Annotated in this window: 10 protein-coding genes; 6 read left to right on the top strand and 4 right to left on the bottom strand. The window is 74.3% G+C overall.

Translation table 11 applies throughout. From position 1 onward, the window contains the following. Positions 1–4 precede the first annotated feature (4 nt). The 3 genes from ABFX46_RS34075 to ABFX46_RS34065 all read right to left on the bottom strand — a co-directional run bounded on the left by ABFX46_RS34075 (position 5) and on the right by ABFX46_RS34065 (position 4,137). Entirely contained in the window at positions 5–1,900 is a 1,896-nt protein-coding gene (locus ABFX46_RS34075; protein ID WP_346048036.1) for a serine/threonine-protein kinase, read from the bottom strand. Positions 1,901–2,151: 251 nt separating this feature from the next. Then, a complete protein-coding gene (locus ABFX46_RS34070) occupies positions 2,152–3,363 on the bottom strand; it encodes an MFS transporter (RefSeq protein ID WP_346048035.1) in 1,212 nt (403 codons plus the stop codon). 240 nt (positions 3,364–3,603) lie between these two features. Next, entirely contained in the window at positions 3,604–4,137 is a 534-nt protein-coding gene (locus tag ABFX46_RS34065) for a TetR/AcrR family transcriptional regulator (protein WP_346048034.1), read from the bottom strand. Between the two features lie 151 nt (positions 4,138–4,288). Here ABFX46_RS34065 and ABFX46_RS34060 point away from each other — a divergent pair, with 151 nt between their 5' ends. Then, positions 4,289–5,464: a cysteine desulfurase family protein gene (locus ABFX46_RS34060; RefSeq protein ID WP_346048063.1), complete on the top strand. Its 1,176-nt coding sequence runs from the start codon at positions 4,289–4,291 to the stop codon at positions 5,462–5,464. Between the two features lie 44 nt (positions 5,465–5,508). Next, positions 5,509–6,345, top strand: a complete 837-nt coding sequence (locus tag ABFX46_RS34055; protein WP_346048033.1) for a DUF1206 domain-containing protein — start codon at positions 5,509–5,511, stop codon at positions 6,343–6,345. Here ABFX46_RS34055 and ABFX46_RS34050 read toward each other — a convergent pair. After that, positions 6,333–7,415, bottom strand: a complete 1,083-nt coding sequence (locus ABFX46_RS34050) for a DUF695 domain-containing protein (protein WP_346048032.1) — start codon at positions 7,413–7,415, stop codon at positions 6,333–6,335. The two genes, ABFX46_RS34055 and ABFX46_RS34050, sit on opposite strands and share 13 nt — an antisense overlap. A gap of 67 nt (positions 7,416–7,482) precedes the next feature. On the opposite strand from ABFX46_RS34050, the gene mnmA reads away from it, so the two are divergent. The 4 genes from mnmA (at position 7,483) to ligA (ending at position 12,740) form a co-directional block, all read left to right on the top strand. Continuing rightward, the gene (gene mnmA / locus ABFX46_RS34045) at positions 7,483–8,559 is read left to right on the top strand and encodes a tRNA 2-thiouridine(34) synthase MnmA (RefSeq protein ID WP_346048031.1); all 1,077 of its coding nucleotides are present in this window, start codon (positions 7,483–7,485) and stop codon (positions 8,557–8,559) included. A gap of 113 nt (positions 8,560–8,672) precedes the next feature. After that, positions 8,673–9,491 (top strand): LLM class F420-dependent oxidoreductase, encoded by an 819-nt coding sequence (locus ABFX46_RS34040; protein ID WP_346048029.1) that lies wholly within the window; start codon positions 8,673–8,675, stop codon positions 9,489–9,491. A gap of 25 nt (positions 9,492–9,516) precedes the next feature. Next, entirely contained in the window at positions 9,517–10,530 is a 1,014-nt protein-coding gene (locus tag ABFX46_RS34035; RefSeq protein ID WP_346048028.1) for a methionine synthase, read from the top strand. A 41-nt stretch (positions 10,531–10,571) separates the two neighbouring features. Then, complete coding sequence (gene ligA / locus ABFX46_RS34030; protein ID WP_346048027.1) at positions 10,572–12,740, top strand: NAD-dependent DNA ligase LigA; 2,169 nt, start codon at positions 10,572–10,574, stop codon at positions 12,738–12,740. Positions 12,741–12,783 lie beyond the last annotated feature (43 nt).

The raw sequence follows: 12,783 nt of genomic DNA, 5'->3' as shown, positions 1-12,783 counted from the left end.
ACGTTCAGGAGCGCGCCGGCGACGGATACGGGACGGCCTTCAGCAGCGCGGGCCTCAGCATGTCGCCCACCTCCGCGTACGGGACGACCGCCTCCTGGAGACCGCAGGCCGACGGGTAGCCCAGCAGCGAGCCGTAGAAGGCCACGCGGACGCCCTGCGGGGTGAGCGCCATGGTCACCTCGCCCGACTTCACGAACGCGGACGGGTTGTCGGTGCCGCGCGGGACGTCGCCGGCGCAGTAGGCGCCGCCGCGCAGATGCGGCTCGATCTTCGCGTCCAGCGGCTTCAGGCCCTGCTCGGACGGATCGCGGAACATCTCCTGCGGCCCGTAGGCGGCGCCGGTCCGCAGGTCCACGGTCGCCGCCTGCGACTGGTCCCAGCCCGTCCCGCGGTCGCCGTTCAGCGCGACGGTGTACCAGACCGACAGCAGGCGGTCGCCGCGCATGAGGACCTGCGGTGTCACGACGTCGGTGTAGGGGCCGCTGCCGATGCCCTGCAGGCCGCTGCGGACCTTGGCCCAGCGCCGCTCCAGCGGTGCCCGCAGCGCCCGGTTGATCTTCTGCTGGAGCGCGGCGTCGCCGCCGGTGACCCGCACGATCCGGCCGCGCGCCTGGAACGTCGTCCCGGCGCGGATCTCGCGCTGCGGCTCGGTGAAGGCCGCGAGCCGGACGGTGACGGGCTTCGGCGCGTCGTCCGCGACGGCGACGTAGACCGCCGCGCCGCCGCCCACGGCGACGGCGGCGGCCCCGCCCGCGACGGCCGCCACCCCCTTCGCGCCGAGCGCGCCGACCACGCCCTGCCCCGCGGCCCCGGCACCCCCGGCCCCAGCGCCCCCGGCCCCGGCCCCGACGGCACCCGCACCGCCGGCTCCGGCCGCACCGGCACCGCCGGCTCCGGCCGCACCGGCACCGGCCGTGCCCGCACCGGCACCGGCCGTGCCCGCACCGGCACCGGCCGCGCCCGCACCGGCCGCTCCCGCCCCTGCCGCACCGGCCGCGCCCGCTCCGGCCGCACCGCCCGAGCCGAGGGCCAGCGCCGTGAGCGGGAACAGCATCGACAGCGCGGCGGCCGCGCCCGCGAGCGTCCGGACGCCGCGGCCCTCCCAGTCGCCGCCGTACGCGCCCGCCGCGACCGACTCCAGCTCGGACACGAACGCCGCCGCCCCCATCGGGCGGTCCCACGGGTTCTTCGCCAGGCCGCGCTCGATCAGCGGGCGCAGCGGCTCGGGGACGTCCCCGACGGGGATCGGCGCCGTGAGGTGGCGGCCCATCAGGCCCACCTGGTCCTCGGCGGTGTAGGGGCGGCGTCCCGTCACGCACTCGAAGAACACGCAGGCCGCCGCGTACACGTCGGTCGCGGGGGAGGCGGGCTCGTCCCGCCACTGCTCGGGCGCCATGTAGACGGGCGTTCCGGACCGTCCCGCGGCGCCCGCGTCCACGGCGATGCCGAAGTCGATCAGCTTGCTCAGCCCGTCGCCGCGCACGATCACGTTCGCGGGCTTGTAGTCCCGGTGGACGATGCCGAGGTCGTGCGCGGCGGCCAGCCCCAGCAGGGAGCCCTTGAGGACGGCCAGCGCCGCCTCCGGCGCCAGCGGCCCCCGCTCGGCGAGCACCGCCTTGAGCGGCGCGCCGTCCACGGCCTCCATCACGATGGCCGCGCCGTCCGGCCGCTCGACCAGGCCGAACAGCTCCGCGACGAACGGGTTCCGCAGCCGGCTCAGCAGCGCGGCCTCACCGCGGAACCGCTCCCGGAACTCCGCGTCCCCGGCGAGCGCGTCCCCGAGGTACTTGATCGCGGCCGGCCGTCCGGTCGCGTCATGGCGGGCCAGCACGACCCGCCCCTGCGCGCCCTCGCCGAGCACCCGCAGTTCGCTGTACCCCGGGACCTGCCATCCGGCCATGAACCGCCCCCATCACCCGCACGACCCTGATGGGGGTTATATCGGATCACGAGCCCGGCCCACGAGACTTATCCCCAGAACCCCGTTCACCCGCGGGCGCCCGCCCGGCACCCCGATGATCGTCCCAACGCGCGCACGGCGGCCGGACCACCGCGGCGGCTGCGGGAGGGCGGGGAACCGGTGCACCGGCGGCATGCCCGCCACCCGCAGGCTCGGGTCCGGGTACCGCCGTTCCGGGGCCGTGCGCGAGGTCAGGCGGCGATGGGTTCGGGGTGGGTGTTGTTGGGATCGGTGGATTCGACGGGTGCCGCGGTGGCGACGTCCATGGACGTGCGGAGCGGGACGAAGCGGGCACCGGCGGCGATGAGGAGGGCGAGGACGACGACGGTGCCGACGCCGAGGCGCAGCGACGTGGCGTCCGAGAGGAAGCCGACGACGACCGGGCCGAGCAGCAGGCCGCCGTAGCCCATCGCGCCGACCTGGGCGACGGCCGCGGCGGGACGGTCCGGCGCGGCGCTCCCCGCCAGCGAGATCGTCGTCGGGACGACCGTGCACACGACCAGCCCGGTCATGAAGAACCCGGCGATGGCGACGCCCGGGTTGGGCGCCAGCACGACGACGGTCATGGCGGCGGCGGTGCCGAGACCCGCACCGGTCAGCAGCCGGCGGGTGCCGAGGCGCATCCGGATCCGGTCGCCGGCGAGCCGGCCGATCAGCATGGCCAGCTCGAACACCGGGTAGCCGATCGCGGCCACGGCCTCGGTCGCGCCCAGCTCGTCGTGCAGGAGCAGCCCGCTCCAGTCGGCGATCGAGCCCTCGGTCATGAACGCGATGAAGCCCAGGGCGCCGATCAGGTACACGGCGACCGGCATGCGGCGCGCCTTGCGCCCCGTCCCGGCCGCGGCGGGCGCCACCGGGTCGGGCAGGTAGGTGCGGCCGAGCGCGAGCCCGGCGGGCAGCGAGATCAGCGCGGCGGCCAGCACGGTCTCGGTGAACCCGAACCCGGCGGCGGCCGTGGCGACGCCGAACAGCCCGCCGCTCATCGCGCCGACGCACCACCCGGCGTGCATGCCGCTCATGATCGAGCGGCGGTACGCCTGCTCGACGACGCTGCCCTGCGCGTTCATCGCGATGTCGGTGAGCCCGAACGTCATGCCGAACACCGCGACGGCCGCGAGCAGGACGCCGTAGGTCGGCGCGAGCGCCACCGCCGCGTAGGACACCGCGGTCAGCGGCAGCGCCACCCGCAGCACCGCGCGGCTGCCCGCGCGCGCCATCACGCCCCGCAGCGCCTGCATGGCCGCGATCGCACCGAGTCCCCAGACGAGGACGACGATGCCGATCTCGCCCTCACTCGTCCCGAACTTGCCGGCCAGCGCGGGCATGCGCGCCACCCACACTCCGGTCAGCAGACCCGCGAGCGCAAAGGTCAGGAACGTTCCGGAACGGGCACGCGACAGCATGGTTCACCTCTTTCTCGGCTCGGCGGGGCCGCACCCCGGCGGCACCGCTCGCGCGGCGTTGTGACGGACGTCCACCCCGGCCGCGAGACGGCCGGGGCCGACGCGGGCGCCCCGCACGGCGGCGCCGTGCGCGGGCTTCCGCGTGTGGTGTGGGGTCGAACGTGTGGTGGTGGTGCGGCGCTCTGGGGGCAGGGGGTCCGGAGCGTTCGGGGGTTGCGGGTGGGGCGCGGGCGCCTCGGGTTATCGCTCCAGCAGGGCCAGCAGCCGCTGTTTCAGCGCTTCGAGCTGTTGCGCGTCGTAGAGGCCGGGCTCGTGGCTCACCACTTCCCACAGGCCCTCGGCCGCCAGGCGGACGACCATCGCGGTGCCCGGGTCCGGGTCCTCGGCGGGGTCGCGGCCGTGCCAGCGGCGCATCGCCTCGTTCAGCGGTTCGGCCTGCTCCGGGTCGGCCGCGGCGGCCGTGATGGCCGACCAGCGCCGGTACGCGCGGGCCTCGCCGGTGAGGATCTCGAACGTCGCCTCGACGTAGGCGCGGGTGTAGGCGCTCGGCGCGCCGTCCCCGTAGGAGTCGATGTAGGTGGCGATCAGGTCGTCGAACTCCTCGATGACCCGCGCCACCATCGCCCGGACGAGCGCCTCCTTGGTGGGGAAGTGGTAGAGCAGCCCGCCCTTGCTGACGCCGGCGCGGTCGGCGACCGCGGTGAGCGTCAGTGCCTGCGTCCCCTGCTCGGACAGGACGGCCTCGGCGGCGTCCAGCAGCGCTTCCCTCGTCATGACCCCTCCACTGTACCGGCTGGACGGTACACAAGCGCAACCCGGCCGGCGGGTGCCCTATTCCCGGCGTCGGCGCGACATTTCCGGCATTCGCGTAACCCCCCGGCCACCGGTGGGGAACAGGGCGGGCGCGGATACTGTTGACCGCGTGGTGACCTACCTCGACCATGCGGCGACGACCCCGATGCTGCCCGAGGCCATCGAGGCGATGTCGGCCGAACTGCGGGAGCTCGGCAATCCGTCCTCGCTGCACGCGGTGGGGCGGCGCGCCCGCCGCGTCGTGGAGGAGTCGCGGGAGATCATCGCCGAGGCGTTCGGCGCCCGGCCGAGCGAGGTCGTGTTCACCTCCGGGGGCACCGAGGCCGACAACCTCGCGGTCAAAGGACTCTACTGGGCCCGCCGCGCCGCCGACCCGGCCCGCACCCGCGTGCTGGCCGGCGCCATAGAGCACCACGCCGTGATGGACGCGGTGCAGTGGCTCGCCGACCACGAGGGGGCGGAGGTCACCTGGCTGCCGGTGGACGGGCTCGGCCGCGTCCGCCCCGAAGTGCTGCGCGAGGCGCTCGGCGAGGGCGGCGACGTGGCGCTCACCACCGTGATGTGGGCCAACAACGAGGTCGGGACCGTCCAGCCGATCGCCGATCTCGCCGCCGCCGCCCGCGAGCGGGGCGTCCCGCTGCACACCGACGCCGTCCAGGCGGCCGGTCAGCTGCCCATCGGGTTCCGGGCGAGCGGAGCGCAGGCCCTCACGGTCACCGGCCACAAGCTCGGCGGCCCGATCGGCGTCGGCGCGCTGCTGCTCGCCAAGCCGAAGGAGCCGGTGTTCCTCGACCCGGTGCCGCTGCTGCACGGCGGCGGGCAGGAGCGCGACGTCCGGTCCGGGACGCTCGACACCGCCGCCATCGCCGGGTTCGCCGCCGCCGTCCAGGCCACCGTCGCCCGCCGGGACGCCGAGGCGCGCCGCCTGGCCGAGCTGCGCGACCGGCTGATCGAGGAGGTCCGCGCCGCGGTCCCCGACGCGGTCCTGAACGGCGACCCCGCCGACCGGCTGCCGGGCAACGCGCACTTCTCCTTCCCCGGCTGCGAGGGGGACGCCCTGCTCATGCTGCTGGACGCGCGCGGCATCGCCTGCTCCACCGGGTCCGCGTGCTCGGCCGGCGTCTCGCAGCCGAGCCACGTCCTGCTGGCGATGGACGCGACCCCCGAACGCGCCCGCGGATCGCTGCGCTTCACCCTCGGCCACACCTCCACCGAGGCGGACGTGAAAGCCCTCGCCGACGCCATCGGTCCGGTGGTCGAACGCGCACGCCGCGCGGGTCTGAGCTGATCTGTCCTGGTTTGACCGTCCCTTGAACGGGGACAGCGTTGCCCGTGACGACGGATGTGCGCGACGGGATCAAGCAGGCGGCCGGACACCCCTGGTTCCACCGCATGTCACGCGTGGGCCTGGTCGCCCGGGGCCTTCTCTACCTGCTCGTCGGCTGGCTCGCCCTCCAGGTGGCCTTCGGAGGCGACGGGAAGGAGGCCGACCGCAAGGGCGCGCTGCAGGTCGTCGCCGGCAAGCCCGGCGGCCCGGTCGTCCTCTGGCTGATGGTCGCGGGCCTCGCCGCGCTCGCCCTCTGGCAGTACGCCGAGGCCGTGTACGGACGTCCGGTCTCGGACGGTGACAAACCCCACAAGCGGCTGACCTCGGGCGTGCGCGGCGTCATGTACTCGGCCGGCTGCGCGGGGACCCTCGCGTTCCTGTTCGGCCACCAGGGCACGTCGAGCGACCAGCAGTCCAAGACCCTCACCGCGCGGCTCATGGGCGAGCCCGGCGGCCGGTGGCTCGTCCTCGCGATCGCCGCCGGTTTCGTGGTGTGGGGCGCCGTCGTGGTTGCCAACGGCGTCCGGCGCCAGTTCATGGACGAGCTGGAGACCGGCCGGATGAGCGAGGCCGCGCGCCGCTTCGTCCAGCCGTTCGGGATCGTCGGCGGCACCGCCCGCGGCCTCGTCGGCGTCGCCGTCGGCGCCTTCCTCGCCTACGCCGCCATCAGCTTCCAGCCGCAGAGGGCCCACGGGCTCGACGGCGCGCTCCGCGAGTTCGCCGGCACCCCGGCCGGCCCCTGGGGCCTGGCGGCGGTCGCCGCGGGCGTGCTGACCTTCGGCCTCTACTCGTTCTGCGAGGCCCGCTGGCGCACGGTGGACGCGACCCGTCAGGGCTGGTAGGGCGCGAGGGCCTTCCAGCCGGGGTCGGCCGTGGAGGCGACCTTGGCCTTGCCCTCCGGCCAGCCGGCCGCGAGCTGGTCGAGCTCGGAGATGACGCCCGAGTCGGGGTCGGCGTAGAGGTGGAAGACGCGTAGGCCGTCGCCGGTCTCCCGGACGGCGAGGACCGCGCGGTCGCCGAGCTTGTTCAGCTTCTTCTCGAAGGCGCGCAGGGCGCCCGCCGACGGCTCGACCGGCAGCCGGTCGGGGTTGCTGTTGGCGTACGGGACGGTGATCGCCACGTGCAGGTCGCAGAGCGGGTAGTCCTGCCGGTGCAGCGGGAACCGGGCGCCGAGCCGGGCCGGGTGCCCGCGCGGGGTGCGGCCCTCGCCGGTCAGCCAGGCGGGCTCGGCGAACGGCTCGGCGACCTGCTCGACGACGGCGGGCAGCATCGACGGCGCCAGCGAGTCGATCGGCGACTCCGTCGCGATCGCGACCTCGCCGATCCAGCGGGCCACGTCGTCCTCGCCGAGCGCCCAGTACAGGACGTTCAGCGCCACCTGGAGCTGCTGCTCCTCGGCGACGAACAGGAAGTCGGGGTGGTAGGCGGTGATGTGCACGCGGGCGCGGTCGGCGTCGGCCCGCATGCCCAGCCGGACGTACTCGAGGTCGAACTCGTGGTCGCCGAGGATGAGGTCCTGGTTGAGCATCTCCGGGTCGGCCTGGCGCGCCGGGTAGAACCTCCACCCGGCGGCCGCGCCGCCGGTCGGCGCGGCCCGCACCCAGCGCTCGGTGACCCCGCGCAGCCCCGGGTCGCCGCCGCCGGTCACGGTCAGCGACGGGTTCCGGTCGTCGGCGCCGCCGATCTCCCACTGCAGCCCCGCGTGGATCTTGTGGACGCGGCGCGACAGCTCCTCGATCGTCTCCGCCGACAGCCCCTCGCCGGGCGCGGCGGCCTCCGGCGCGTCGGGCTCGGGCCCGGCGGCCAGCGACGCCTCGATCGTCGGGCGGGCCTGCGCCCACCACTCCCAGAACTCGCTGATGGCGGGCGGTGCGACGGCGGACGCCTCGCGCGGACGTCGGAAGATTCCCATAGCGGCCCCAATCGTACGCGGAAATGCGGACTGCCGACCGGGCCACGCCGCGTACGCTCGAAGGACTATGACCCTGCGTGTACTCGCCGCCATGTCGGGCGGCGTCGACTCCGCCGTGGCCGCCGCCCGCGCCGCCGAGGCCGGGCACGACGTCACCGGCGTCCACATGGCCCTGTCCAGCAACCCCCAGTCCTACCGCACGGGCGCGCGCGGCTGCTGCACCCTGGAGGACTCCCGGGACGCCCGCCGCGCCGCCGACGTGATCGGCATCCCCTTCTACGTCTGGGACCTCGCCGAACGGTTCCACAAAGACGTCGTCGAGGACTTCGTCAGCGAGTACGCCGCCGGCCGCACCCCGAACCCGTGCCTGCGCTGCAACGAGAAGATCAAGTTCGCCGCGCTGCTGGACCGCGCGATGGCGCTCGGCTTCGACGCCGTCTGCACCGGCCACTACGCCCGGCTGGAGGACGGCGTCCTGCGCCGCGGCGTCGACGCCGGCAAGGACCAGTCGTACGTGCTGGCCGTCTGCACGCCCGAGCAGCTCGCGCACGCGCTGTTCCCGCTCGGCGACACCGCCAAGGCCGACATCCGGCGGGAGGCGGAGCGGCGCGGCCTCCAGGTCGCCGACAAGCCCGACAGCCACGACATCTGCTTCATCGCCGACGGCGACACGCGCGGCTTCCTCGCCGAGCGGCTCGGCTCGGCGAAGGGCCCGATCGTCGACACCGACGGCAACGAGGTCGGCGAGCACGACGGCGCCTACGCCTACACGATCGGCCAGCGCAAGGGCCTGCGGCTCGGCACCCCCGCCCCGGACGGGCGCCCCCGCTACGTCCTCGGCATCTCCCCGGTGACGAACACGGTGACGGTCGGATCGCGCGAGGACCTGGACGTCCGCGAGATCACCGGCGAGCGCCCGGTATGGCTGAGCGAGCCCCGCGGCGGCCCGTTCGCCTGCGAGGTGCAGCTCCGCGCCCACGGCGAGGTCTACCCCTGCACGGCCGAGCAGGACGGCGGCGACCTGCGCATCCGCCTGTCCAAGCCCGCCCGCGGCGTCGCACCGGGCCAGGCCGCCGTCCTCTACGACGCCGACCGCGTCCTGGCCTCGTCCACCATCGCGGAAACCGCCGCCGTCCCCGCCTGACCTGGGCGCGGACGTGTCCGTTGCGGCCGGCGCGCGCCCTCCGGCCGGCGTTCTGGGGAATCATCGGGGGCGCCGGTCGCTTATGGACCGGTAGGCGATCTTGGGAGGGTGTCGTGGAATTCGGTGTCTCGACGTTCGTGACCGATGACGGGATCGGGCCGGCGGCGCTCGGCCGGGCGCTGGAGGAGCGCGGGCTCGGGTCGCTGTTCCTGGCCGAGCACACGCACATCCCGGTGAAGCGGGAGTCGCCGTGGCCGGGCGGGGCCGAACTGCCCCGGATGTACTACCGGACGCTCGACCCGTTCGTGGCGCTGACCGCCGCGGCGGCGGTGACCGAGCGGCTCCGCGTCGGGACGGGCATCGCCCTGGTCATTCAGCGGGACCCGATCATCCTGGCCAAGGAGGTCGCCTCCCTCGACCTGGTCTCCGGCGGGCGCGCCGTGCTCGGCGTCGGCGCCGGCTGGAACCGGGAGGAGATGCGCAACCACGGCACCGAGCCCACGACCCGGATGCGGCTGCTCCGCGAGCGCGTGCTCGCCGTCAAGGAGCTGTGGACGAAGGACCAGGCCGAGTTCCACGGCGAGTTCGTCGACTTCGACCCGGTGTTCTCCTACCCGAAGCCCGTCCAGGACCCGCACCCGCCCGTGATGATCGGCGGGGCCGGGCCGACGACCTTCGACCGGGTCGTCGAGTTCGGCGACGGCTGGATGCCGATCTACGGGCGCGGCACGGACGTGCTGGCCGCGCAGATCGCCGAGCTGCGGGAGCGGGCGGGCCGCCGGGTGCCGGTCACGGTGTTCGGGGCGCCCGGCAGGCGCGAGGCCGTCGCCGAGCTGGAGGCCGCGGGCGTCGACGAGGTGCTGTTCAACCTGAAGACCGAGCCGGAGGGCGACACGCTCCGCTACCTGGACCGGCTCGCGGAACTGGTGTGATCACCGCGCCGCTAGGCTTCCCGGTGTGACCGATTATCCCTGGCGGCCCGCGACGGCGACCGGTGTCGGGTCCTATCCGGGGACCGACCCGGCGGAGGCGCTGCGGGTCGTCCTCGGCGAGCTTCCCGAGCTGCCGCACCTGCCGGAGCTGCCCGCGCGCGGCCCCGGCGCCGACCTGACCGGGCGGACGGCCGGGCTGCTGATCGACATGCCGGTGCGGGTCGAGCCGTCCGGGTGGCGGTTCTCCGACCGTCCCGGACGCGACACGCTGCGCGCCCACGACCATCTCGCGCGGGACCTGGACGTCCTGGAGGAGGTCGCGGGCGGGCACGACGGCCCGTTCAAGATCCAGGTGTGCGGGCCGTGGACGCTGGCGTCCACGATCGAGCTGCGGCACGGCGACCGGGCGCTGAAGGACCCGGGCGCCGTCCGCGACCTGGCCGCCTCGCTCGCCGAGGGCGTCGCCGCGCACGTCGCGGACGTCCGGCGCCGGCTCCCCGCGGCGGACATCGTCCTGCAGCTGGACGAGCCGGGCCTGCCCGCCGTCCTCGCCGGGACGGTGCCCACCGCCAGCGGGTTCTCGCGGCTGCGCGCGATCGAGGAGCCCGTCGCCGAGGACGTCCTGCGCACGGTGATCGAGGCGGCCTGCGGGGACGGCGCCGCCTACCCGGTCGTGCACTGCTGCGCCCGGAACGTCCCGTACGGGCTGCTGCGCGGCGCCGGCGCGAAGGCGATCTCGGTCGATCTGCGGCTGGTGCCGAAGCGTGACGACGACGCCGTGGGGGAGGCGATCGACGCGGGGACGGCCCTGTTCCTCAGCGCGGTGCCCGCGGTCGACGCCGTCCTGCCGTCCCTCCAGGCGACCGGGGAGCCGGTGAAGGGGCTGTGGCGGCGGCTCGGGTTCCCGCCCGCGCAGATCGCGAGACAGGTCGTGATCACCCCCGCCTGCGGCATGGCGGGGGCATCGCCCCGGTACGTCCGGGAAGCGCTCACGCGGTGCCGCGAAACGGCCCGCATGCTTTACGAGGCCGCCGACTGAGGTGCGCTCATAATGTCGGACGCGGCGGCGAGAATAAGGGCATGACCATGAGCGACGGCGTTCCCACCGAGGCCCGGCAGCGGCACCGCCGGCTGACCGAAGAACTCGACGAGGCCAACTACCGGTACTACGTCCTCGACCAGCCGACGCTCACCGACGCCGACTACGACGAGCGGATGCGGGAGATCCGCGCGCTGGAGGAGCGGCACCCGGAACTGGTCACGCCCGACTCGCCGACGCAGAAGGTCGGCGCGCCGATCGTCACCGACTTCGCGACCGTCCGGCACCTGGAGCGGATGCAGAGCCTCGACAACGCGATGAGCGCCGACGAGCTGCTCGCGTGGGACGAGCGCGTCGTCAAGGAGGTCGGCGAGGTCGCCGGCTACCTGTGCGAGCTGAAGATCGACGGGCTGGCGATCGCGCTGGTCTACGAGAACGGGCGGCTGACGCGCGGGGTCACCCGCGGCGACGGGCGCACCGGCGAGGACGTCACCAACAACATCCGCACCATCGCCGACATCCCGGACCGGCTGGCGGGGGAGGGCTGGCCGGACGTCCTGGAGGTGCGCGGCGAGGTCTTCCTGCCCGTCGAGGGGTTCGAGCAGGTCAACGCCGCCCAGGTCGAGGCCGGCAAGGAGCCGTTCGCCAACCCGCGCAACGCGGCGGCCGGGTCGCTGCGGCAGAAGGACCCGCGGGTCACCGCGCACCGTCCGCTCGGCATGCTCGTCCACGGGTTCGGCGCCTGGCGCGGCGGGACGTATCCGGAGAGCCAGTCCGGGGCGTACGAACTGATGCGCGGCTGGGGCCTGCCGGTCAGCGACCGGTACAAGGTCGTCGGCGGGATGGACGCCGTCCGCGAGTACATCGACGAGTACGGCGAGCACCGGCACGACCCCGCCTACGAGATCGACGGGGTCGTGGTGAAGGTCGACCAGTTCGCGCTGCAGCGGCGGCTCGGGTCGACGAGCCGGGCGCCGCGCTGGGCGATCGCGTGGAAGTACCCGCCCGAGGAGGTCAACACCAGGCTCCTCGACATCAAGGTCGGCGTCGGGCGGACCGGGCGCATCACCCCGTACGGCGTGATGGAGCCGGTGAAGGTCGCGGGCTCGACGGTCGACCGGGCCACGCTGCACAACGCGGGCGAGGTCAAGCGCAAGGGCGTGCTGATCGGCGACACCGTGGTGCTGCGCAAGGCCGGCGACGTCATCCCCGAGATCGTCGCGCCGGTGACCGCGCTGCGGGACGGCTCCGAGCGCGAGTTCCAGATGCCCGAGCACTGCCCCGAGTGCGGCACCGAACTGGCGTACGAGAAGGAGGGCGACGCCGACATCCGCTGCCCGAACGCGCAGTACTGCCCCGGGCAGCTGCGCGAGCGGCTGTACTTCGTCGCGAGCCGCAACGCGCTCGACATCGAGGCGCTCGGATACGTGGCGGCGACCGCGCTGACGCAGCCGCTGGAGCCGTCCGACCCGCCGGTGAGGAACGAGGGCGACCTGTTCCACCTGACCGTCGACCGGCTGCTGCCGATCCGCAGCATCGTGCTCGACTCCAAGACCGGCACCGCGAAGACCGACCCGAAGACCGGCGAGCCGAAGGTCGTGTCCTTCTTCGCCAACAAGGAGGGCGAGCCGAAGAAGACCGTCGAGATCCTCTTCGACGAGCTGGAGAAGGCCAAGCGGCAGCCCCTGTGGCGGGTGCTGGTGGCGCTGTCGATCCGGCACGTCGGCCCGTCCGCGGCGCGCGACCTGGCCCGCGAGATGCGCTCGATGGACGCGATCGCGAACGCGACCGAGGAGGAGCTCGCGGCGGTCGACGGCGTCGGGCCGACGATCGCGGCGTCGATCAAGACGTGGTTCGCGGTCGACTGGCACCGCGAGATCGTCGACAAGTGGCGGGCCGCCGGCGTCCGGATGGAGGACGAGGGCGCCGCGGGCCCGCGCCCGCTGGAGGGCGTCACCGTGGTGATCACCGGCTCGCTGGAGGAGTACAGCCGAGACTCGGCGACCGAGGCGGTGCAGCGGCTCGGCGGCAAGGTGTCCGGCTCGGTGTCGAAGAAGACCGGCTTCGTGGTCGTCGGCGACAGTCCCGGGTCGAAGTACGACAAGGCCGTCAAGCTCGGAGTGCCCGTCCTGGCCGAGGACGGCTTCCGCGTCCTGCTCGCCGAGGGGCCGGATGCGGCCAAAAACGTGACTTTGCGCGCCGATGAATGACCCCGCGTGATCATGGGGGTCTCACCAGGTCCGCGTTACTCAG

The sequence above is a fragment of the Actinomadura chokoriensis genome, from assembly GCF_039529475.1.
In the GTDB taxonomy this organism is placed as follows: domain Bacteria; phylum Actinomycetota; class Actinomycetes; order Streptosporangiales; family Streptosporangiaceae; genus Spirillospora; species Spirillospora bangladeshensis.
Note: the sequence above shows the minus strand (reverse complement) of the source record. Positions and strands in the feature narration are given on the sequence as shown.

What these genes read in the sequence shown, in the direction of transcription:
- ABFX46_RS34075 (WP_346048036.1), bottom strand. Translation starts at nt 1,900, where the DNA reads ATGGCCGGATGGCAGGTCCCGGGGTACAGCGAACTGCGGGTGCTCGGC.
- ABFX46_RS34070 (WP_346048035.1), bottom strand. Translation starts at nt 3,363, where the DNA reads ATGCTGTCGCGTGCCCGTTCCGGAACGTTCCTGACCTTTGCGCTCGCG.
- ABFX46_RS34065 (WP_346048034.1), bottom strand. Translation starts at nt 4,137, where the DNA reads ATGACGAGGGAAGCGCTGCTGGACGCCGCCGAGGCCGTCCTGTCCGAG.
- ABFX46_RS34050 (WP_346048032.1), bottom strand. Translation starts at nt 7,415, where the DNA reads ATGGGAATCTTCCGACGTCCGCGCGAGGCGTCCGCCGTCGCACCGCCC.
- mnmA (WP_346048031.1), top strand. Translation starts at nt 7,483, where the DNA reads ATGACCCTGCGTGTACTCGCCGCCATGTCGGGCGGCGTCGACTCCGCC.
- ligA (WP_346048027.1), top strand. Translation starts at nt 10,572, where the DNA reads ATGACCATGAGCGACGGCGTTCCCACCGAGGCCCGGCAGCGGCACCGC.